The sequence below is a fragment of the Duganella sp. CF517 genome (assembly GCF_900110275.1).
In the GTDB taxonomy this organism is placed as follows: Bacteria; Pseudomonadota; Gammaproteobacteria; order Burkholderiales; family Burkholderiaceae_D; genus Rugamonas.
The window spans coordinates 482,389-505,402 of record NZ_FODC01000002.1 but is presented as its reverse complement, the minus strand read 5'-3'; the positions used below and the strand labels follow the sequence as shown (position 1 = coordinate 505,402).

Below are 23,014 nucleotides of genomic sequence, written 5' to 3'. Positions count from 1 at the left end.
ACTTAAACGCCCAGCAGTTCGACGTCGAAAATGAGGGTCGCGTTTGGCGGAATCACGCCGCCGGCGCCGCGCGAGCCGTAGCCCAGTTCGGCCGGGATGATCAGCTGGCGCGCGCCGCCGACCTTCATGCCTTGCACGCCTTCATCCCAACCGCGGATGACCATGCCGGCGCCCAGGGCGAATTCGAACGGGTCGTTGCGGTCTTTGCTCGAGTCGAATTTCGGACCCTTGGTGCCGTCGTCGTTGCGCAGCCAGCCGGTGTAGTGGACGGTGACGTTCTGGCCGGCTTTGGCTTCGTCGCCTTCGCCCACGGTCAGTTCGATGTACTGCAAACCCGATTCGGTCGTGATGGTGGTCATGGTTATTCCTTCTAGATTCGTTGAACACAGCCGACAATTGTAGCAGGGCGGTGTGGTTACGCCGCCGCGCTTCATTACGGATAGGAATAATTGTCCGCTTTTACCTTGTGACGGTCCCGTTTGCACGTAAAATAAACGTTTAGTCCTTCTAAGCGATTTCTCATGCTCCGCAGTGTCCGCCGTCTGGTTTTCTCCTGTGTCTGCGCCGCGATTGCCATCGGCAGCGCGCAGGCCAATGTTGTCGTTGTGCTCAACTCGCGCGATGCTACCGTGCAGTTGCTGGACCAGGCGACTTTCAAGGATCTGGCCACCTTCCCGGTCGGCAAAGAGCCGCACCACTTGATGGCGACGCCGGACAACAAGTCGCTGATCGTCGCCAGCTCGGTCGGCAACGAACTGATCTTCCTCGATCCGAAGAGCGGCCAGATCCAGCGCACCGTCAAGGACATCCTCGACCCGTACCAGATCGGCTTTTCGCCGGACCAGAAATGGTTCGTGTCGGCCTCGCTGCGGCTGGACCGCGTCGACCTGTACCGCTACGACGGCGCCAACATGACGTTGACCAAGCGCATCCCGCTGCCGAAGCTGCCGAGCCACATGGCCTTCAACGCCGCCAGCAACATGGTCTTCATCACGCAGCAGGGCAGCGACCAGGTCAGCGCGATCGACCTGGTCACGCAGACCGTCAAGTGGACGCTGCCGGTCGGTAAGCTGCCGGCCGGGATCGCGATGACGCCGGACGACAAGTATCTGCTGGTGGGCATCATGGGCAGCGACTACGTCGAGGTGATCGACTGGAAGGCGCAGAAAACCGTCAAGCGCATCAAGACCGGGCAGGGCGCGCACAACTTCCGCTCAGCCGGCGACGGGCGCTACACGTACGTGTCGAACCGTGTTTCCAATTCGATCAACATCATTGATCAGAAGACATTGGAAAACGTCGGCATGATCAACGTCCCGGGCGGGCCGGACTGCATGGAAGTGACGGCCGACGGCAAGACCATGTGGGTCACCCTGCGCTGGATCAAAAAAGTGGCGGTGATCGACCTGGCCACGCGCAAGCTGGTCAAGACGATACCGGTCGGACGCTCGCCGCACGGCGTGTTCTTCAACAACTCCGCCCAACGCTAATGGCCCCCCCCACCGCGAGGGTCAGTGCCGACATTCGGACACGAACGCAACCATCGCACCCCACCGCGAGGTGGGGGGTGTTGCTGGCGCTGGCGGTCGGGACCGCGGCGCCGGCCCTGGCGGCGCCGGCGGCTTGTCAAGGCACCATTTATTTGACCTTCGATACCGGCAGCCAGTCGCAGGCCGAGCTGATCGCCGAGACGCTCAAGCGCCACCATATCAAGGCCACCTTTTTCCTCGCCAACGAGAAAACCGTGCGCGGCGACTATTCGCTCGATCCGTCATGGTCGGCGTACTGGAAGGCGCGCGTGGCCGAGGGCCATGCGATCGGCTCGCACACCTTCGATCACGACGTGCTGGTCAAGGACGGCGGCACCGGCTTCAAGGTCAAGCCCGGTTTCGGCGCGTCCGCCGGCAAGCTGCGCACGCTGACCCCGCACGAGTATTGCGAAGAAATCAAGCGGGTCGACCGGCGCTTCGTCGAGTTGACCGGCCAGCACCTCGATCCGATCTGGCGCGCGCCGGCCGGCCGCACCTCGCCCGGCACCCTGGCGGCGGCCAAGGCCTGCGGCTACGCGCATGTCGGCTGGGCGCCGGCCGGCTTTTCCGGCGATGAGCTGTCGAGCACGGCCTACCCGAATGCGGTATTGTTGCAAAAGTCGCTCAGGGATTTGCGCGACGGCGATATTTTTGTCGCGCACATGGGCATCTGGTCGCGCAAGGAGCCGTGGGCGCCGGCCAACCTGGAGCCTTTGATCAGCGGCCTGGAGCGAAAAGGCTTTTGTTTCGCCACCCTGCGCGAGCACCCTGACTACAAAACTTCTTTCACATCGCATCACTAAATGATTCAATTATTTTCTGACTGGCTGGGCCTGGCCCAGGGCTGGTTGTTCGAGACGGTGATCCAGCCTTTGGTGTTCCAGCTCGGGTTCGGCGAATTCATCGAGGAAGCCTTCGAGGGCACCGAGTGGCTGCTGATCGGCGTGCTGGAGCTGACCTTGCTGTTCCTGGTGCTGCGCCCGCTCGAGGCGGCGATCCCGGTCCACAAGTTCACCGATCCGCGCGCCCGCTGGAACGATTTCATCTACACGGTGCTGCACCGGATCGGCCTGTTCCCGATCCTGGTCTTCTTCACGCTCGATCCGCTGCTCGACAGCGCGGCCGGCATGCTGCGCTTCGAGAGCTTCCAGCCGTTGAACCTGGAGTCGCTGTTGCCGGGCATTTCCCCGCTGGGCGCGTTCCTGGTGTATTTCGTCGTGCTCGACTTCTTCGATTACTGGTACCACCGCGCCTCGCACCATTTCAACTGGTGGTGGGCGCTGCACGGCCTGCACCACAGCCAGCAGAACATGAACCTGTGGAGCGACAACCGCAACCACCTGCTCGACGACATGATGCGCGACGTGTACATGGGCGTGATCGCGCTGGGCATCGGCGTCGAGCCGTCGCAATACGTGATGCTGGTGTCGGTGTCGCGCATCCTGCAAAGCCTGCAGCACGCCAACGTGCGCATCCACTTCGGCAAGGTCGGCGAGTGGCTGCTGGTGTCGCCGCGCTACCACCGCATGCACCACGCGATCGGCGTCGGCCACGAGTCGCACGGCCAGGGCACGCTGGGCGGCTGCAATTTCGCCGTGCTGCTGCCGATCTGGGACATCATCTTCCGCACCGCCAATTTCACGCCGCGATTCGTCGCCACCGGCATCCGCGACCAGCTGCCGCAGGCGCAGGCCGGCGGCGGCGTCAAGCCGGGCAGGGAATACGGCAAGGGCTTTTTCTCGCAGCACTGGCTGGCGCTCAAGCGCATGGTCGAGTACGCGCGCAAGGATAGCGTCTGATGGCCGGCGGCGTCTCCGCCGTGGCGCGCGCCTGGGGCCGCGCCTTCGCCTCGCAATGGCACGGCAAGCTGCTGTTGATGAGCCTGGCGCCTTTCCTGCTGGCGGTCGGCCTGTGGGCCGTGCTGCTGTATCTGGGCCTGCAACCGCTGATCGATTTCGTCCACGCCACGTTCTCGCAATACGGCGTGTTCAGCTTCAGCAGCAGCTTCCTCGGCTCGCTCGGCCTTGGCGCCTTGAAAACCGTCGTTGTGCCGTTGATAGCGATGCTGTTGCTGCTGCCGCTGATGATTTTGACGGCGCTGATCTTCATCGGCGTCATCGCCATGCCGGTGATCCTGCGCCACATCGGCGCGCGCCATTATCCGCAGCTGCAGCAGCGCAACGGCGGCAGCGTGCTGGGCAGCGTCGGCGTGGCGCTGGGCGGCATGGCCGCCTTCATCGGCCTGTGGCTGCTGACCTTGCCGCTGTACGTGTTCCCGCCGCTGGCCGTGTTCGTGCAGGCGCTGCTGTGGGGCTGGCTGACCAGCCGCATGATGGTCTACGACGTGCTGGCCGACTACGCCAGCGCCGACGAACGCCACCAGTTGCTCAAAGAGCACCGCTGGCCGCTGATCGCCATCGGCGTCGTGTCCGGCGCGGCCGGGGCGCTGCCGGGCGCGATCTGGCTGGGCGGCGTGATGGCGGTGGTATTCTTTCCCTTCCTGGCAGCCGCGTCGATCTGGCTGTATGTGCTGGTGTTTATCTTCACCGCGTTGTGGTTCGCCTATTATTGCCTCGATGCGCTGGCGCGCCTGCGCGCCGCCGAGGCCCTGAAGGCCGCGCCGGCGCCGGCGGAATTTTAAGAAAGCGGAACTACTATGGCGATCGGACTCATCATCATCGGCGACGAAATCCTGTCCGGCAGGCGCGTCGACCAGCATTTCCCGAAAGTGGTGCAATTGCTGGCCGCGCGCGGCCTGCAGCTGGCGTGGGCCGAAATCCTGGCCGACGATCCGGCCCGCATCACGGCCACGCTCAAGCGCACCTTCGCCAGCGACGACATCGTGTTCTGCTGCGGCGGCATCGGCGCCACGCCGGACGACCACACCCGGCTGGCCGCCGCCGACGCGCTGGGCCTGCCGCTGGTGCTGCACGAGCAGGGCAAGGCCAACATCCAGCAGCGCATCGTGCAGATGGGGCGGGAGGCCGGCCACGAGGTCGACCTGAACTCGGCCGAGAACCTGCACCGCCTCAAAATGGCCGAGTTCGCGCAGGGCGCGGCCCTGATCCCCAACCCGTACAACAACATCGCCGGCTTCGCGCTGCACAAGCATTACTTCGTGCCGGGCTTCCCGGTGATGGCCTGGCCGATGATCGAGTGGGTGCTCGACCACCACTACGCCGACCTGTTCAACCGCGCGCCGCACCTGGAGCAGTCGGTGCTGGTGTACGAGACGGCCGAGTCGGCGCTGACGCCGCTGATGGTGGAGATCGAGGCGCGCTATCCGCGCGTGAAGGTGTTCAGCCTGCCGAGCGTGGGCGACGCCAACACCCGCCGCCACATCGAGCTCGGCGTCAAAGGCGAACCGGCCCAGACGCTCACCGCGTTCGAGCACATGGTCGCCGAACTGAACAAGCTCAAGGTGGAGTTCAACAACATTTGATGCGTCCCGGTATCGGGTGATGTCGCGCCGCTATCGCTCGATAGCGCTTCGACATTGTCCCCTTGTCACGTGCTTGTCATTTGGCGATCCCATGCATTCACGGCGTTACTCCATAGGGGAGAAACGCCGTTGTTTTTTTGCGAAAAATAAACTACGGTTGCAAATTATTGTGCGACATCACCGGTCGCCACCGCGCCGATGTGGTGCAATGGTGGCTAGTAGGTTTTACTGAAACAGCTGACCGGTTTGAATCATATGTTAAGCAATCGTCGTTTCCGCCGGCCCTTGGTTCGCGCAGCGCGCAAGTTGCGCGCAGGCGCAGCAGCACTAGGCTATCGTCGCACCCGGCATCTTCATGTCGTGCCGCCCCTTACCCCCGAAGAAAGCGAGGCGCACTTGGCGCAAGCGCAGATGGACGCGCCGCCGCCCGGCGAGCCGACCAAGAGCAAGCGTTCGCGCAACGCCCTGATCGTGGTGCTGCTGGTGGGCGCCTCGTTCGCCGTGTGGTGGGGCGTGCACGAAAGCCGCACCTCGACCGTGCAGGCGCGCATTTTCACCGACCTGGCCGGCAAGATGACGTACAAGGTGCAGCCGGGGCCGAGCAACGCGATCCGCTTCCCGCACGACAGCCCGTACGACGAGCGGCTCGGTTACGCCAGCCTGCCCGACTATCTGGCCAAGCTGCGCACGCGCGACTACCAGGTCAGCGCGCAGGCGCGCATTTCGCCGAAGATGGCCGAACTGGCCGACATGGGCATCTTCGCGACGTACCACGAGAAGACCAAGACCGGCCTGACGATCTACGACTGCCGCGCGCAGGAATTGTTCGCCGCCAGCTATCCGGAACGCATCTACAACAAGTTCGAGCAGGCGCCGATGGCGCTGATCTACAGCCTGCTGTTCATCGAGAACCGCGAACTGCTCGATAACAAATACCCGAAACGCAACCCGGCCGTCGAATGGGACCGCCTGGGCAAGGCCGTCATCGAGAAAAGCGTCAACGCCGTGGCCGGCGGCCACCGCGCCGCCGGCGGCAGCACGCTGGCCACGCAGATCGAGAAATACCGCCATTCGCCCGAGGGCCGCACCGGTTCGATGAAGGACAAGCTGCAGCAGATGGTCTCGGCCAGCCTGCGCTCGTACCAGGACGGGCCGGACACGACCAAGGCGCGGCGCCGCATCGTCATCGATTACCTGAACACGGTGCCGCTGTCGGCCAAGCCCGGCTACGGCGAGGTCAACGGCATCGGCGACGGCATGTGGGTGTGGTACGGCCGCGAATTCGCCGACGTCAACCGCCGCCTCAGCGGCAACCTCGACAATCCCGATCCGGAGACCGCGCTGATCTTCAAGGAAGCGCTGAGCCTGATGATCGCGCAGCGCCGTCCGAGCCACTACCTGGGCGACGGCGCCGACGACCTCGAAGTGCTGGCCGACAGCCACCTGCGCGTGCTGGCGCAGGAGGGCATCATCACGGCGGCGATGCGCGACGTCGCGCTCAAGCAGCCGCTGCATCCGGCCAAGGGCAACGGCCTGCAGGCGGCGCCGGAGATGACCTTCGTCACCCGCAAGGCGTCGAACGCGATCCGCAACCACCTGGCCAACCTGCTGGGCGACAACCGCATGTACAACCTCGACCGCCTGGACCTGAACGTGGTCAGCACGCTCGACGCGCAGGCGCAAAAGGCGGTGACGCAGGTGCTGCGCGACTTGCGCGACCCCGAGCGCGCCGCCGCCGCCGGCCTGACCGGCAAGGGCATGCTGGGCAACGGCGATCCGGCCAACGTGGTGTACAGCTTCACGTTGCTGGAAAAGGGCAAGGACAACAACCTGCTGCGCCTGCAGACGGACAACTACGACCAGCCGCTCGACATCAACGAAGGCGCCAAGCTCGACCTGGGTTCGACCGCCAAGCTGCGCACCTTGGTGACCTACCTCGACATCGTCGACCAGCTCAACAAGAAGTACAAGGGCATGAACGCCGAAACGCTGAGCATGATTCCGGTCGATCCGCAGGACAAGCTGTCGCGCTGGGCGATCGACTACCTGACCGCCCATCCGGTCGGCAGCGCCGAGCGCGAGATCACGCCGATGCTCAACGCGGCCATGGAGCGCAAATACTCGGGCAATCCGGGCGAGGGCTTCTTCACCGGCGGCGGCCTGCATTACTTCGGCAACTTCTCCAAGGAAGACAACGGCAAGATCTTCACCGTCACCGAGGCGCTGCGCCGCTCGACCAACCTGGTGTTCGTGCGCCTGATGCGCGACGTCGCCAAGTTCTACATGTTCCAGACGCCCGGCTCGTCGGCCTCGCTGCTGGCCGACGCCGACGATCCGCGCCGCGCCGTCTACCTGGCGCGCTTCGCCGACAAGGAAGGCAAGGAGTTCCTGAACCGCTTCTACGCCAAGTACAAGGGCAAGCCGGCGGCCGACCTGGACAAGATCCTGCTGGCCAACATCCGCAGCACGCCGACCCGGCTGGCGGTGATCCACCGCACCGTGTATCCGGGCGCGACCATCAAGCAGTTCGGCGACTTCCTGCACGAATACCTGCCGTCGCAGAACGAAGTGTCGGACGAGCGCGTCGAGAAGCTGTACGACCAGTACGCGATCGACAAGTGGTCGCTGCCCGACCGCGGCTACCTGGCCAGCATCCATCCGCTGGAGCTGTGGATGGCCGCGTACATGCGCGTGCATCCGAAGGCGACGCTGTCGCAGATGACGGCGGCCAGCGAGAAGGAGCGCCAGGAAGTCTATTCGTGGCTGTTCAAGACGCACCGCAAGCACGCGCAGGACCGCCGCATCGCCGGCCTGATCGAGGTCGAAGGCTTCATGGAGATCCACAAGCAGTGGAAGAAGATGGGCTACCCGTTCGAATCGCTGGTGCCGTCGTACGCGACGACCTTGGGCGCGTCGGCCGACCGCCCGGCCGCGCTGGCCGAGATGATGGGGATCATCGTCAACGGCGGCGTGCGCAAGAGCAGCCAGCGGATTTCGTCGCTGCACTTCGCCAAGGGCACGCCGTATGAGACGGTGGTGACCAAGGCCCCCGCCACCACCAACGAGCAGGTGCTGTCGCCGGAAGTGGCGCGCGTGATCGCCGACGCGATCCGTGGCGTGGTCTCGGACGGCACGGCCAAGCGGGCGCGCATGGCGTTCGTGCAGTCGGACGGCACCGAGTTGCCGGTCGGCGGCAAGACCGGTACCGGCGACCAGCGCTTCGACGTGTATGGCGGCGGCGGACGGTTGATCGAGTCGCGCTACGTGAACCGCTCGGCGACGTTCGTGTTCAATATCGGCGAGCGCTTCTTCGGCAGCATGACGGCGTACGTGCACGGGCCGGAATCGAAGAATTACGACTTCACCAGCGCGTTGCCGGTGCAGTTGCTGGTGGTGCTGGCGCCGAGCCTGATGCCGCTGATCGAGCCGCATCCGGTGGCCAAGCCGGGCGCGGTGCCGCCGCCGGTGGTGGTCAAGACGGCGGGCGTGCCGGCCAACGCCGCGGCGGCCGCCCAGTTGCAAGCCTGCGGCGGTTAGCCGATCGGGGAACACGTGCATGACACGTGTTCCCTTTCATGCCGCCGTACCCCCGCCCGTATTCCCCTTGCATAATTGCTCATTTGTTGGCATGGTATCAGCCCATGAAACCAATGCGCCACCACATGTCCAAAATCCTCAAGTTCACGCAATTCTCGGTGCGGGACTTGTTCGTCGCCTCGGCCCCCACCATCGCGCTGATCGTCGGCGTTTGCTTGCTGGCCTACTGGCTGGTCGACCCCGCGCCGCCGCGCAGCGTGCGCCTGGCCACCGGCCAGGAAAACAGCGCCTACGAGGAATTCGGTAAAAAGTACGCCGCCGCGCTCGCCAAGCACGGCGTCAAGGTCACCTTGGTGCCGTCGGCCGGCTCCGGCGAAAACCTGCGCCGCCTGCGCGCCGGCGAAGTCGACATCGCCTTCGTCCAAAGCGGCTCCACCAACGAGGAAGTGGCCGAGCGCGAAGGCCTGTCGTCGCTGGGCAGCCTGTTCGTCGAGCCGCTGTGGCTGTTCCTGCGCGAGACCAAGGGCCAGCCGCCGATCACCCAGCTGAGCCAGTTGAAAGGCAAGAAAATCAACTTCGGCCCCAAGGGCGCCGGCGCGCCGCGGCTGTTCCGCCAGGTGCTGTCGCTCAACGGCCTGGAGAAGGAAGACGTCGAACGCTTCTCGCTGGCCAACACGCCCGCCACGGTGGAATTGCTGGAAGGGCGCATCGACGGCCTGGTGTTCACCTCGGCGCCGGAAGCGCCGCTGATCCAGATGCTGCTGCAAACGCCCGGCATCAAGCTGTTCAACTTCAGCCAGGCCGAGGCCTACGCGCGCAAGCTGCCGTTCCTCACGCATGTGGTGCTGCCGCAAGGCATCGTCGATCTGGGCCGCGACATTCCCAAGGAGGATTACAACCTGATCGCGCCGACCGCCACGCTGGTGGCGCGCGACGACCTGCATCCGGCGCTGGTCGATTTGTTCGTGCAGGCGGCCAGCGGCATCCACAACGGCGCGGGCTGGTTCCAGCAGCAGGGACAGTTCCCGTCGGCCAAGTACACCGAGATTCCGGTCGACGCCGAGGCGGCCAAGTTCTACAAGAACGGCCCGCCGTTGTTGCAGCGTTATATGACGTTCTGGCTGGCCAATTTCTTCGACCGCATGTGGGTGGTGGTGCTGGCGCTGAGCGCCTTGATCATCCCGTTGTCGCGGATTATCCCGCCGCTGTATGTGTGGCGCATCCGTTCGCGCGTGTACCGCTGGTATGGACAGTTGCGCACGGTCGAGCAGCAGGTCGAAAGCGCGCCGGAGGCGTCGCGCATGCAGGTGTACGAGGCGCAACTCAAGCGGCTCGACGAGATCGAGGAACTGGTCAACCAGATCTCGATCCCGCTGTCGTTCGCCGATGGCTTGTACGGCTTGCGCAGCCACATCCAGTTCGTGCGCAAGCGGATCCAGTTCTTGATGGGCGAGGGCGCGCCGGCGGCGACGCAGGCGGTGCCTGTTTAAACCGTCTTACGCGCCGGTCCACGGCAGGCCGGCCTTGCACCAGCCGCCGATGTTCTTGCGGTGGCTGTGCTCGTCCTTGTCGCCTTCGAAGCCTTCCAGGATGTCGTAGCAGTGCTGGTAGCCGTGCTCGGTGGCCAGCTTGGCCGCACCACGCGAGCGCACGCCCGAGCGGCACAGGAACAGCAACACCTGGTCCTTGCGCGCCACCGAGTTCAATTGCTCGATGAATTCGTGGTTGGCGATGCCGCCCGGATAAATACTCCACTGCACCGCACCATGTTGGGCTTCCGGAATGGCCACCCGGCCGACCCAGTCGCGCTCGGCATTGGTGCGCACATCGACGATCTTGACGGCGTTGTCGGCGCCGACCAGTTCGTACGCCTCTTCAGGTGTCACCGCGCCGGCATACGGCCAGTCCTTGCTGCGCCCACGGGCCACGGCCAGGATCTCGTCTATTTTGCTCATGGGATGTCCCTCCAAATAAGATTGAGTTTATTATAGGCGTCCTGTGCACGTCGGAGACAATGGCGCACCAAAGCCGTGCAATTTTCAGCGAGAAAAGGAAATTGCACTGTCGAGGTGCGATTTGGTGGATTTGCACCAAGTTGGTGCCGCATTGATCCGGTGTAAATAGTGGCATTTTGGTGCTCCGCCCCGTTTTAGTCTCTTTTGTCGGCGAGTTCCAAGACGCTATGAACATATCGTTACGAGTTTCAGGCTGGCATAGATACTGCTTATAGAGAGCGCACCAGTTATACACATTCCTTTAGGAGATACGCATGGCAATGACAGCCGCAGAAGTCTTGAAAATGGTCCAGGAAAACGAAGTCAAATTCGTTGATTTCCGTTTCGCCGATACCCGTGGTAAAGAACAGCACGTCACCGTGCCCGTGTCGCACTTCGACATGGACAAGTTCGAATCGGGTCACGCATTCGACGGTTCCTCGATCGCCGGCTGGAAGGGCATTGAAGCATCGGACATGATTCTGCTGCCAGATCCAAACACCGCGAACATCGATCCGTTCATGGAAGAGACCACGCTGTTCATGCAGTGCGACGTTATCGAACCGTCGGACGGCAAGGGCTACGACCGCGACCCGCGCTCGATCGCCAAGCGCGCTGAAGCCTACCTGAAATCGTCGGGTATGGGCGACACCGCCTACTTCGGTCCAGAACCAGAATTCTTCATCTTCGACAGCGTGCGCTGGAAGATCGACATGTCCGGCTGCTTCGTCAAGATCGATTCCGACGAAGCGTCGTGGACCACCGACAAGGAAATCGAAGGCGGCAACAGCGGCCATCGTCCTACCGTCAAGGGCGGCTACTTCCCGGTTCCTCCGGTCGACAGCTTCCAGGACATGCGTTCGGAAATGTGCCTGATCCTCGAATCGCTGGGCATCCCGGTCGAAGTGCACCACCACGAAGTGGCCGGCGCCGGCCAGAACGAAATCGGCACCAAGTTCTCGACCCTGGTCGAGCGCGCCGACTGGACCCAGAACCTGAAATACGTGGTCTGGAACGTGGCCCACAGCTACGGCAAAACCGCCACCTTCATGCCGAAACCTATCGTTGGCGACAACGGTTCGGGCATGCACGTGCACCAGTCGATCTGGAAAGACGGCGTCAACCTGTTCGCCGGCGACGGCTATGCCGGCCTGTCGGAAACCGCGCTGTACTACATCGGCGGCATCATCAAGCACGCCAAGGCGCTCAACGCGATCACCAACCCGGGCACCAACTCGTACAAGCGTCTGGTTCCAGGTTTCGAAGCGCCGGTCAAACTGGCGTACTCGGCCCGTAACCGTTCGGCATCGATCCGTATTCCACACGTGGCCAATCCAAAAGGCCGCCGTATCGAAACCCGTTTCCCTGATCCACTGGCCAACGTGTACCTGTGCTTCGCCGCGCTGCTGATGGCCGGTCTGGACGGTATCGCCAACAAGATCCATCCGGGCGAAGCGGCGTCGAAAGACCTGTACCACCTGCCGCCGGAAGAAGACGCGCTGATCCCGACCGTGTGCTCGTCGCTGGAAGAGGCACTGGACAACCTGAACAAAGACCGCGAGTTCCTGACCCGTGGCGGCGTGTTCAGCGATTCGATGATCGATGCTTACATCGAACTGAAAATGCAGGACGTCCAGCGCATGCGCATGACGACCCACCCAGCCGAGTTCGACATGTACTACTCGCTGTAATTGCAACGCATCGGCGCGCCGATGCTTGTGGTGAAGCAAAAAACGCGGGGCGAGCCATGGCTTTCCCCGCGTTTTTGTTTGGATGTTGTATATTCAGGATGGAGTGTTCCACCCACGGATGACGAATGACGATGAGTTTCAAAAGATGCGGTTACGTCAATGTCGGCGCGTTGTTTGTGCTGGCGCTGGCGACCTGCGGCGGCGCGCGGGCGCAGGGCGTGATCTACAAATGCACGCCGCCCAACGGCAGCACCGAATACACCGACGTTTATCGCGGCAACTATTGTAAGGCGATGGACTTGCCGGGCCTGGCGATCCCGGCGCCGCCCAAGCGCCAGGGCGCGCCGGCGCGGGCCGGTGCGACCGCGTCGACCCCGGCCGCGGCCGCCGCCACGCCGGGCGACTTTCCGCGCGTCGACGGCGCCGAGCAGCGCGCGCGCGACGCCGACCGCCGGGCGATACTGGAAGACGAGCTGAAAAACGAAACGCAGAAGCTGACGGGGTTGCGCAAGGAGTTCAACGGCGGCGAGCCGGAACGGCGCGGCGACGAACGCAACTACGCCAAATACCAGGAACGGGTGGCCGCCATGCGCGACAGCATCAGCCGCTCGGAAAAGAATGTCGAAGCCTTGAAACGTGAGATCGCGAATATCAGATGAGCCTAGTAAGTAATATCGCCGCCCGCGCCGTGGCCGCCATGAACCGTCCACCGGCGCTGGCCGGCCTCGAACTGCTGGCCTCGGCCGTGGTGCTGCTCGACGGCGAGGGCCACATCGCCTACGCCAACGCGGCCGCCGAGAACCTGCTGGAAAGTTCCTTGAAGGCGCTGTCGCGCCAGAAGCTGACCGCGCAGTTCCTCAACCCCGAGGAGCTCGACCACATCTGCGCCCAGGCGCGCGAGCACAAGTTCTCCGACCTGCGCCAGGATTTGACGCTGGAGCGCGCCGGGCGCGATCCGCTGCACGTGCACAGCATCGTCTCGGCGCTCGACGATCCGGTCGACCACATCCTGATCGAACTGCGCGAGCACCTGCAGCACCTCAAGCTCGACCGCGAGGAGCGCATTCTCGACCAGAGCCAGGTCAACAAGGAGCTGATCCGCAACCTGGCGCACGAGATCAAGAACCCGCTGGGCGGCATCCGCGGCGCCGCCCAGCTGCTGGAGATGGAACTGCCGGCGCTGCACGCGGTGCAGCTGCGCGAATACACGCAGGTCATCATCAAGGAGGCCGACCGCCTGCAAACCCTGGTCGACCGCCTGCTGGCGCCGCACCGGCGGCCGCACATCGTCGGCGACGTCAACATCCACGAAGTGCTCGAGCGCGTGCGCAGCCTGATGCTGGCCGAATTCCCATCCGGCCTGACGATTTTGCGCGACTACGACGCCTCGATCCCCGAGTTCCGCGGCGACAAGGAGCAGCTGATCCAGACGGTGCTCAACATCGCCCACAACGCCGCGCAAGCGCTCGCTTCACAAATAGAGGCGGGCGATGCGCAGATCGTTTTGAAGACCCGCGTGGCGCGCCAGATGACCCTGGCCAAGGTCCGCTACGGGCTGGCATTAGACTTGCATATCATTGACAATGGACCGGGCATCGCACCCCAGATCCGCGACCGTATCTTCTACCCGCTGGTGTCGGGCAGGGAGGGCGGCAGCGGCCTCGGGTTGACCTTGGCGCAGACCTTCGTGCAGCAGCACATGGGCGTGATCGAGTGCGAGAGCCGGCCTGGATATACGGATTTCCGTATCCTGCTGCCGTTGCCATAAGCCGAGGCAAGCAGGGGCGGGTGCCGAGTCCCTTGATTGACGATCCATATTGCGGGATAACACAAACACATGAAGCCAATCTGGATAGTAGACGACGACGAATCGATCCGCTGGGTACTGGAAAAAGCGCTGGCGCGGGAAAACCTGGCCACCAAGAGTTTTGCCAACGCGCGCGACGCCATCGCCGCGCTCGAGTTCGAGACGCCGCAGGTGCTGGTGTCCGACATCCGCATGCCGGGCGACTCCGGCCTCGATCTGCTGCAACTGGTCAAGTCGCGCTTCCCGGGGCTGCCGGTCATCATCATCACCGCCTTCTCGGACCTGGACTCGGCCGTCGCCGCGTTCCAGGGCGGCGCCTTCGAATACCTGGCCAAGCCGTTCGACATCGACAAGGCCGTCGAACTGATACGCCGCGCGCTCGACGAGAGCCTGCGCGAGACCAGCGTCGAATCGGGGCCGTCGGAGACGCCGGAAATCCTCGGCCAGGCGCCGGCGATGCAGGAAGTGTTCCGCGCCATCGGCCGCCTGTCGCAGTCGAACGTGACGGTGCTGATCACCGGCGAATCGGGCTCGGGCAAGGAGCTGGTGGCGCGCGCGCTGCACAAGCACAGCCCGCGCGCGCAGCAGCCGTTCATCGCGCTCAACACGGCGGCGATACCAAAAGACCTGCTCGAGTCCGAACTGTTCGGGCACGAGCGTGGCGCCTTCACCGGCGCGCAAACGACGCGGCGCGGCCGTTTCGAGCAGGCCGAAAACGGCACCCTGTTCCTCGACGAGATCGGCGACATGCCGTTCGACCTGCAAACGCGCTTGCTGCGGGTGCTGTCGGACGGCCACTTCTACCGCGTCGGCGGGCACCAGCCGCTCAAGGCCAACGTGCGCGTGATCACCGCGACGCACCAAAATCTGGAGCAGCGGGTGCGCGAGGGATTGTTCCGCGAGGATTTGTATCACCGCCTGAATGTCATTCGCTTGCGTTTGCCCAGTTTGAGGGAGCGGCGCGAGGACATCCCTATTTTGGTGCGCCACTTCCTGGTGCAAAGCGCCAAGCAGCTGGGCGTCGAAGCCAAGCGCATGAGCGACGCCACGGTGCAGTTCCTCAGCGGCCTGGATTTGCCGGGCAACGTGCGCCAGCTGGAAAACCTGTGCAACTGGATCACGGTGATGGCGCCGGGGCAGACGGTCGAAGTCAAGGACTTGCCGCTGGAGCTGACGCAGGAGCAGGCCGGCGGCGGCGCGGCGGCGTTGAGCACCGGTACCGGTGCCGGCCTGTCGGCGCCGGCCGAAAGCTACGGCGCGATCCAGCACCACGGCACGGTGGTGCCGGTGGCGGCGGCCGAGGCGGGCGGCGCGAATGGCGCGGCCGGTTCGCCGGACGCCTGGCTCGGCCTGCTCGAGGCGCAGGCCGCCTCGATGCTCAGCGGCGGACAGCAGGAAGTGATGGCGGTGCTGGGGCGGCAATTCGAATCGGCGCTGATCCGCACCGCGCTCAAGCACACGCACGGCCGCAAGAACGACGCCGCCGTGCGCCTCGGGATCGGCCGCAACACCATCACCCGCAAGATCGCCGAGCTGGGCATCGACGGCGCCAAGGACGACTAACAACCTGGGGTCAAGTCTGTCATTCGGACACTAGCTCAACCGTATCGACGCATTACGGTCGACCTCGTGTCCGAATGACAGACTTGACCCCGGTGGATATCGATGGGTATTTGTACTTTAAGGTAAGCTCTTGGCTGACGAAGCCAGGGGCTTTTTTTTTATGGAAACCGTATGTTGATTAATTGTGTGGCCTATCAGGACGGCCAAAAGCTGGCCGACATCCCGGTCGAGGAAATCAGCGATTACATGGAGCGGCCCGAGACGTTCGTCTGGGTCGCGCTGCGCGACGCCGAACCGGCCGAGCTCGAGACGATGCAGCACGAGTTCGGCCTGCACGAACTGGCCGTCGAAGACGCCAGCCGCGGCCATCAGCGCCCGAAGATCGAGGAATACGGCGATTCGCTGTTCGTGGTGGTCAAGACCATCGAGTGCCGCGACGGCGACGTCGCCATCGGCGAGGTCGACATGTTCGTCGGCCAGAACTACATCCTGTCCTCGCGCGACGCCGAGAGCCAGCAAGGCTTCCTGGGCGTGCGCGCGCGCGCCGAGCGGGAGCCGCACATGCTGCGCCTGGGCCCGGCGTTCGTGCTGTACGCACTGATGGACGCGGTGGTCGACCGCTATTTCCCGGTGCTCGACATGCTGGAGACGGAGCTGGAGAAAATCGAGGAGCTGATCTTTAGCCAGGGCAAGCAGCGCGACAACATCGAGCGCTTGTACGAGCTCAAAAGCAAGGTGACGACGGTGCGCCACGTGGTCGCGCCGCTGATGGAGGCCGTCGGGCGGCTGCACGGCGGCCGGGTGCCGTCGATGTGCATGGACACCCAGGAATACTTCCGCGACGTGCACGACCACTTGCACCGCATCACCGCCTCGCTCGAGTCGATCCGCGACACCATCGGCACCGCGATCCAGGTCAACCTGTCGATGACGGCGATCGAGGAGAGCGAAGTGAACAAGCGGCTGGCGGCGTGGGCGGCGATCTTCGCCATCGTCACCGCGTTCGCCGGCCTGTGGGGCATGAATTTCAAATACATGCCCGAGCTGGAGTGGAAGTACGGCTATCCGATGGCGCTGGCGATCATGGTGCTGGTGTGCCTGGGACTGTACCGGCGCTTCAAGCGCTCCGGCTGGCTGTAGACGGCGGGCCAAAAAAAAGCCCACCCGGCGGCGATGTGACGGCGTTGGCCGTCACATGCGCACAGGGTGGGCTTTTTGACGCCTGGCTGCTTAGAACTTGTAGCCGGCGGTCACGTAGACGAAGCGTCCGCGTGGATCGTACTGGTTGATGTCGTAGCCGGCCTGGAACTGGTTGGTCACCGGCGAGCCGATCGGGTCAGGCTGCTTGTCGAACATGTTCTTCACGCCCAGCGCCAGCGTGACGTTCTTGAAGCCCTTGTACGTCACGTTGGCATCGTAGATCGCTTCCGAGCGGATGTGCACCGGATTGTCGTTCAGGTCGTGGCCGACTTCGTAGCCGTCGCGGTAGTTCTGGATCAGCGTGGTCGCCCACGGGCCCTGGCTCCAGGTGGCCGACAGCTGGTGCTTCCAGTTCAGGATCACGCCGCCGTTCTGGGCGCCGATCACCGGCGTGCCGGTGGCGTCGACGATGGTGCCGACCTTGTGCGACACCTGGCCGCCCGGGCTGGTCTGGTCGAACTTGTCCATGTAGGTACCGTTCAGGTTCAGTTCCAGCTTGCCGAAGCTGAAGTTGTCCTTCCAGTTGCCGAACACGTCCAAGCCTTGCACGGTGGCGTCGCCGGTGTTGTTGAGGGTCTGGCGGATGCTGGCGATGTTGTTGCCGCGCAGGGTCACCAGGCCGGCGTAGGCCGGGTCGCCGGCGCGGAAGCGCGACACCACTTCCTGGGCCGACGGCGTGGCCAGGATGTCGGTGATCTTCATGTTGAAGAAGTCGACACCGATGCTGGTGGTGCTGGCAGGCTGCCATACCGCGCCGAACGAGTACTGCTTCGACTCTTCCGGTTTCAGGTTCGGGTTGCCGCCGACCAGCGAGTTGACCTGGCGGCCGGTTTCGCCGGTGACCGGATCGGTGAACTGCTCGGACGTGCCCAGCGTTTGCGGGGTCCACAGGTCGACCAGCGACGGCGCGCGGAAGCCGGTGCCGTAGGAGGCGCGCAGCACCAGTTGCTTGACCGGCTGCCAGCGCACGGCGCTCTTCCAGTTGAAGGTGTTGCCGACGTCGTCATATTTGTCGTCGCGGCCGGACAGGTTCAGTTCCAGCGACTTGAGCACGGGGATGCTCAGCTCGGCGAAGGCCGAGTTGACCTTGCGCTTGCGGTTGATCGGCACGACCGAACCGCCCAGGCCGGAGATGTCGCCGGACTGGTAGGCGGCGCTCGGGTCGGTGACGTATTTTTCCTGGCGCGACTGCAGGCCCACCGAGTACAGCGGGGTGATGCCGGCGATGGTCGGCACTTCGCCGCTCAGCTTGGCGTCGATGGCGTCGCTGGTCGACTTGGCGTTCAGGAAGGTGCCGCTGAAGGTGGCGCCTTTGAGCTGGTCGGCCAGGGCGCCGGTCTGCACGCCGCCTTCGGCCCACGGATTCCAGCTGCTGCCGTTGATGATCTTGGCGTAGGCCACTTGCGAGAAGTAGCCGGTGGTGACCGCGCTCTCGAGCTTCGATTCGTTGTGGTTGTAGGCGATTTCATAGTCGCCGAAGCCCAGCGTGCCCTTGGCGCCCATCACCACGCGCGATTGCTTGGCGGTGTCGACGTTCTGGCGCGGACCGTAGTCGAACACGCGCGAGGTGATCGCCAGCGGCTGGCCGATCAGCGCGTTCTGGCCGCGGCTTTGCAGGTACGGCACGGCGATCGACTGGTAGGCCGGGTTCGACGGGAACAGCAGCAGGGCCGCGTCCACGCCTTGCTTGGCGAATTCGCCGTCGCTTTCGAAGAAGTCCGATCGGGCCGGCGATGGCTGGTAGGTCTGGGTGATCTTGCTTTGCGAGTACAGCAGGTCGGCGAACAACTCGTGGTTGTCGTTGAGCTTGTAGCTCAGGTTGCTGGTGAAGTTGTACAGTTCGCGTTTCGGGGTCAGGCCGACGTCCGGGCCGCTGTCGTAGGCGCAGTACGGGGTGCCGCCGCCGGTGGTCACGCCGACCATGCGGATGCCGCTGCACTTGTTGCCGATGGCCATAGGGTTGCCGTAGCCGGCGCCGCCGTCGATGTAGTCGTCGCTCGGACCTTTGCCCGGCGTGAACGCGCCCTGGATGTTGCCCTGGCCGGTCGCGGTGCTGTTGTAGTACGGCAGGCGGGTGGCGGACTTGGCGTAGTCGCGGTCGCGGCCGAACAATTCTTTTTCTTTTTCGAACGAGGCGGAGGCGACGACGCTCAGCTTGTCGGTGTTGTAGCCGCCGGTGATGGAGGTCTTGGCGTTCTGCCCGCCGCCGCTTTCGGTCGGCGAGCCGTAGCCGCCGGTGATCTCGAAGCCGTCGACGCGCTTGGACAGGATGAAGTTGACCACGCCGGCCATGGCGTCGCTGCCGTACAGGCCGGAGGCGCCGTCCTTGAGGATTTCGACGCGCTCGATGGCGGCCAGCGGAATGGCGTTGACGTTGACCGAGGCGCCGTCGCTGCCGGCGAAGGCGGCCAGGCGGCGGCCGTTGACCAGCACCAGCGTGCGGGTCGAGCCCAGGCCGCGCAGCGAGATCGACGACAGGCCGCCGGTCGAGGTGCCGGCGCCGGTGGCGTTGGTGGTGCCGCCGGCCGACGAGAACGCGGCGATCGACTGCAGCAGTTCCTGGGTGCTGGTGGCGCCGGTGCGGGCGATCTCGGCCTTGCCGACGATCTGCACCGGCAGGGCGGTCTCGGCGTCGACACGCTTGATCGACGAACCGGTGATTTCCACGCGCTGGATCGGCGCGTTGGCCTCTTGGGCCAGTGCTGGTTGTGCCAGCGCGAACGCGGCACTGCCCGCGAACATCAAACGCAGTGAACGCGAAATTACAGTTTCCATCATCATTGCTTCAACTCCTGGAAGGATTCTTGTTGGGACTTGGCTAATTGTTACAAGTTAAATAATGTGCTTACATTATTCAAGGGTGGCATGAGACCATCTGGCGCGGGAATGGTCAATTACGTGTCTGTAACAAGTTCGACATAAACAACACTTCCTACGGTTTTTACATGAAAAAGCGCGTTTTTTACACAAAAATACAAAGTTTTTGAAAAATTATGGCGATTTTGTGCTAGAGCTCGTTTAAAGCTTCAACCGTCTTCATGCGGGCCAATGCCGTAACAATCGAAAGTCTGTCCACCAGGGGGATGCGATGACAGAACAGCCGCGGGCGGCGCCGGAGCCGCCGCCGGAGCAAGCGCCGCCGGCCGCGCCGGCCGCGCGCCTGTACGGCGACGCCGACGGCGGCGCGCTGGCCGAAGCGACGCTGCGGGCGATCACGGCGTCGACCTCGCGCGCGCGCGGCGACGATTTCCTGCGCCTGATGGTGCGCGAGCTGGCGCTGGCGCTCGACGTGCGCTACGTCATCGCCGGCCGCCTGATCCGCATGGCCGACGGCCACGAGGGCATCCGCACCCTGGCGCTGTGGGGCGGCGGCGACCACCTGCCGGCGATGGAATACAGCCTGCGCCACACGCCCTGCCAGGACGTGACCGAACAGAGCATTTGTTTCCACGCCAGCGGCATCCAGGCCGGCTACCCGCAGGACGGCTTGCTGGTCGAGATGCGGGCCGAGAGCTACATCGGCATCCCGATGATCGACACCGAGGGCAAGACGCTGGGCATCCTGTCGGCCATCGATACCCGCCCGATCTCCGAGGACAAGCGCCTGCTGGCGCTGTCGCTGCTGTCGATTTTCGCCACCCGTTGCGCCGCCGAGCTGCAGCACCAGGAGCGCGAGCACACGCTCGAGCAGACGGTGCGCCAGCGCAGCGAGGCCTTGCTGGCGGCGCAGGCGATCCTGGTCGAACAGGAGAAGATGGCGGCGCTGGGCGCGCTGGTGGCCGGCGTGGCGCACGAGGTCAACACGCCGATCGGGGTGGCGGTGACGGCGTCGTCGAGCCTGAGCGCCCACGCCGACGAGCTGGTCAAATGCGTCGGCGGCGAGCGCGTCAGCCGCTCGCAGCTGGTGGCCACGGCCCAGCGCTTGCGCGAGGCGGCGCTGCTGATCGAACGCAACTTGGCGCGCGCGGCCGATTTGATCGGCAACTTCAAGCAATTGGCGGTCGACCAGGGCAGCACCCATGTGGTGGAAATGGGCTTGCGCGACCACGCGCTCAGCGTGGTGTCGGCGCACGGTCCGGAACTGCGCAAGGTCGGCATCCAGGTCGCCGTCGAGATCGCCGACGACCTGCGGGTGCGGCTCGACGCCGGGCGCTGGTCGCAGGTGCTGTCGAACCTGCTGATGAACGCGGCCAAGCACGGCTATCCGAACGGCGGCCCGGGCAAGGTGGTGCTGGGCGGGCGCGCCGAAGCGGCCGAGGGCGCGCGCTGGCTGCTGGTGGACTTCGCCGACGACGGCGTCGGCCTGACGGCGGACGTGCGCGAGCGCCTGTTCGAACCGTTCTTCACCACCAAGCGCGGGCAGGGCGGCTCGGGCCTGGGCATGCACATCGTCTACACCATCGTGCACCAGATGGGCGGGCAGGTGGCGGTGTCGCCCGGCGCGCCGGGCTGCCGCATCCACATCCGCCTGCCGCTGGCGGCGTGAGCGGCCGTCAGGAGCGGCGGTTGTCGAAGGCCATCGACAAGGCCACCGCCTCGGCCACCTTGATGCCGTCGACGCCGGCCGACAGGATGCCGCCGGCATAGCCGGCGCCTTCGCCGGCCGGGAACAGGCCGCGCGTGTTCAGGCTTTGCAGGGTGTCGTCGCGGCGCTTGATGCGGATCGGCGACGAGGTGCGCGTCTCGAGCCCGGTCAGCACGGCGTCGTGCTTGAAGTAGCCGCGCACCTGCTTGTCGAACGCCGGGAAGGCCTCGCGCAGCGCCGTGACGGCGAACTCCGGCAGGATTTGCGCCAGGTCGGTCAGGTGCACGCCGGGCTTGTACGACGGCACCACGGCGCCGAACGCGGTCGAGGCGCGGCCGGCGACGAAGTCCCCCATCAACTGGCCCGGGGCGTTGTAGGTGCCGCCGCCCAGTTCGAACGCCTTTTCCTCCAGCCGGCGCTGGAACTCGATGCCGGCCAGCGGGTGGCCCGGATAGTCGACCTCGGGCGAAATGCTCACGACGATGGCGCTGTTGGCGTTGCGCTCGTTGCGCGAATACTGGCTCATGCCGTTGGTGACCACGCGGCCCGGTTCGGACGCGGCCGCCACCACCGTGCCGCCCGGGCACATGCAGAAGCTGTAGACGGCGCGGCCGTTGGAGGCGTGGTGCACCAGCTTGTAGTCGGCCGCGCCCAGGATCGGGTGGCCGGCGTTGGGGCCGAAGCGGCAGGTGTCGATCAGCGATTGCGGGTGCTCGACCCGGAAGCCGATCGAGAACGGCTTGGCCTCGATGTAGACGCCGCGCCGGTGCAGCATTTCGAAGGTGTCGCGCGCGCTGTGGCCGATCGCCAGCACCACGTGGTTGGTGACGATCTTCTCGCCGCTCTCCAGGGTCAGGCCGCGCACCTGGCCGCCTTCCGCGCCCGGTTCGATCTCGATGTCGACCACCTTGTTGCCGAAGCGGTATTCGCCGCCCATGGCCTCGATGTTGGCGCGCATCTGCTCGACCATCTTGACCAGGCGGAAGGTGCCGATGTGCGGCTTGCTGACGTAGATGATCTCCTCCGGCGCGCCGGCCTTGACGAACTCGGTGAGCACCTTGCGGCCGTAGTGTTTCGGGTCCTTGATCTGGCTATACAGCTTGCCGTCCGAGAAGGTGCCGGCGCCGCCTTCGCCGAACTGCACGTTCGACTCGGGGTTGAGCTCGCGCTTGCGCCAGAAGCCGAAGGTGTCGACGGTGCGCTCGCGCACCTGCTTGCCGCGTTCGAGGATGATGGGCCGCAAGCCCATCTGCGCCAGGATCAGCGCGGCGAACAGGCCGCACGGCCCGGTGCCGATGACCACCGGGCGCGGGTTCTGGTCGTGGCCGGCCAACTGCTCGCCGGCGGCGACGTATTTATAGGACGTGTCCGGCGACGGCATCAGGTGGGCGTCGTGCTTGAGGCGCTTGAGCAGCGCGGCCTCGTCGCGGACGTCGACGTCGAGCGAGTAGATCAGCACGATCGCGGTTTTCTTGCGGGCGTCGTAGCTGCGCTTGAATACGGTGTAGCCGAGCAGGTCGGCGGCGGGGATGTCGAGGCGGGCCAGGATGGCGGCCGGCAATTCGTCCTCGGTATGGTTCAGGGGAAGCTTGACTTCATTTAAACGCAGCATGATCGATTCCTGGGTGGGCGCTGTCTAGGCGCCATGGTCGTCGCGCCGGCGCGGGCCGCCGGCCCGGGCCCGGCCCGTGAAAGGCCGTATTTTACCAATATTGCCGGCCGGACG

17 protein-coding genes are annotated in these 23,014 nt (G+C 64.6%); 13 read left to right on the top strand and 4 right to left on the bottom strand.

What is annotated here, in order from left to right; genetic code table 11:
- Positions 1-2 precede the first annotated feature (2 nt).
- Positions 3-359 carry an FKBP-type peptidyl-prolyl cis-trans isomerase gene (locus tag BMX85_RS09180; protein WP_090316130.1) on the bottom strand — a complete coding sequence of 119 codons (357 nt, stop codon included), beginning with the start codon at positions 357-359 and terminating at the stop codon, positions 3-5.
- 162 nt (positions 360-521) lie between these two features.
- On the opposite strand from BMX85_RS09180, the gene BMX85_RS09175 reads away from it, so the two are divergent.
- The 7 genes from BMX85_RS09175 (at position 522) to BMX85_RS09145 (ending at position 9,998) form a co-directional block, all read left to right on the top strand.
- Entirely contained in the window at positions 522-1,490 is a 969-nt protein-coding gene (locus BMX85_RS09175; RefSeq protein ID WP_090316127.1) for a YVTN family beta-propeller repeat protein, read from the top strand.
- Positions 1,490-2,332, top strand: a complete 843-nt coding sequence (locus BMX85_RS09170) for a polysaccharide deacetylase family protein (protein ID WP_090316123.1) — start codon at positions 1,490-1,492, stop codon at positions 2,330-2,332. The genes BMX85_RS09175 and BMX85_RS09170 overlap by 1 nt, the downstream gene beginning before the upstream one ends.
- On the top strand, positions 2,333-3,328 hold the full coding sequence (locus tag BMX85_RS09165; protein ID WP_090316120.1) for a sterol desaturase family protein: 996 nt from the start codon (positions 2,333-2,335) through the stop codon (positions 3,326-3,328). It begins immediately after the preceding gene.
- Complete coding sequence (locus tag BMX85_RS09160) at positions 3,328-4,170, top strand: EI24 domain-containing protein (protein ID WP_090316118.1); 843 nt, start codon at positions 3,328-3,330, stop codon at positions 4,168-4,170. Before BMX85_RS09165 ends, BMX85_RS09160 begins: the two co-directional genes overlap by 1 nt.
- Positions 4,171-4,185: 15 nt before the next feature.
- Positions 4,186-4,971 carry a competence/damage-inducible protein A gene (locus BMX85_RS09155; RefSeq protein ID WP_090316115.1) on the top strand — a complete coding sequence of 262 codons (786 nt, stop codon included), beginning with the start codon at positions 4,186-4,188 and terminating at the stop codon, positions 4,969-4,971.
- A 411-nt stretch (positions 4,972-5,382) separates the two neighbouring features.
- A complete protein-coding gene (locus BMX85_RS09150; RefSeq protein WP_090317638.1) occupies positions 5,383-8,508 on the top strand; it encodes a transglycosylase domain-containing protein in 3,126 nt (1,041 codons plus the stop codon).
- Between the two features lie 125 nt (positions 8,509-8,633).
- Positions 8,634-9,998 (top strand): TAXI family TRAP transporter solute-binding subunit, encoded by a 1,365-nt coding sequence (locus BMX85_RS09145; RefSeq protein ID WP_090317635.1) that lies wholly within the window; start codon positions 8,634-8,636, stop codon positions 9,996-9,998.
- Positions 9,999-10,004: 6 nt separating this feature from the next.
- Here BMX85_RS09145 and BMX85_RS09140 read toward each other — a convergent pair whose 3' ends face one another.
- Positions 10,005-10,463, bottom strand: a complete 459-nt coding sequence (locus BMX85_RS09140) for a rhodanese-like domain-containing protein (protein WP_090316113.1) — start codon at positions 10,461-10,463, stop codon at positions 10,005-10,007.
- A gap of 314 nt (positions 10,464-10,777) precedes the next feature.
- Between BMX85_RS09140 and glnA the strand changes: the two genes are divergently transcribed.
- The 5 genes from glnA to corA all read left to right on the top strand — a co-directional run bounded on the left by glnA (position 10,778) and on the right by corA (position 16,703).
- Entirely contained in the window at positions 10,778-12,193 is a 1,416-nt protein-coding gene (gene glnA, locus BMX85_RS09135) for a type I glutamate--ammonia ligase (protein WP_090316110.1), read from the top strand.
- Between the two features lie 125 nt (positions 12,194-12,318).
- A complete protein-coding gene (locus tag BMX85_RS09130; protein WP_373923423.1) occupies positions 12,319-12,852 on the top strand; it encodes a DUF4124 domain-containing protein in 534 nt (177 codons plus the stop codon).
- A complete protein-coding gene (gene glnL / locus BMX85_RS09125) occupies positions 12,849-13,961 on the top strand; it encodes a nitrogen regulation protein NR(II) (RefSeq protein ID WP_090316107.1) in 1,113 nt (370 codons plus the stop codon). The genes BMX85_RS09130 and glnL overlap by 4 nt, the downstream gene beginning before the upstream one ends.
- Positions 13,962-14,030: 69 nt before the next feature.
- Positions 14,031-15,563 (top strand): nitrogen regulation protein NR(I), encoded by a 1,533-nt coding sequence (gene ntrC / locus BMX85_RS09120; RefSeq protein ID WP_090316104.1) that lies wholly within the window; start codon positions 14,031-14,033, stop codon positions 15,561-15,563.
- 171 nt (positions 15,564-15,734) lie between these two features.
- Positions 15,735-16,703, top strand: coding sequence for a magnesium/cobalt transporter CorA (corA, locus tag BMX85_RS09115; protein WP_090316101.1), 969 nt, complete (start codon positions 15,735-15,737; stop codon positions 16,701-16,703).
- 90 nt (positions 16,704-16,793) lie between these two features.
- Here corA and BMX85_RS09110 read toward each other — a convergent pair whose 3' ends face one another.
- Positions 16,794-19,544: a TonB-dependent receptor gene (locus BMX85_RS09110; RefSeq protein WP_090316098.1), complete on the bottom strand. Its 2,751-nt coding sequence runs from the start codon at positions 19,542-19,544 to the stop codon at positions 16,794-16,796.
- Between the two features lie 307 nt (positions 19,545-19,851).
- Between BMX85_RS09110 and BMX85_RS09105 the strand changes: the two genes are divergently transcribed.
- A complete protein-coding gene (locus BMX85_RS09105) occupies positions 19,852-21,249 on the top strand; it encodes a sensor histidine kinase (RefSeq protein WP_090316095.1) in 1,398 nt (465 codons plus the stop codon).
- A gap of 7 nt (positions 21,250-21,256) precedes the next feature.
- On the opposite strand, the gene BMX85_RS09100 is transcribed toward BMX85_RS09105, so the two are convergent.
- The gene (locus tag BMX85_RS09100; protein WP_090316092.1) at positions 21,257-22,900 is read right to left on the bottom strand and encodes an NAD(P)/FAD-dependent oxidoreductase; all 1,644 of its coding nucleotides are present in this window, start codon (positions 22,898-22,900) and stop codon (positions 21,257-21,259) included.
- Positions 22,901-23,014: the final 114 nt, after the last annotated feature.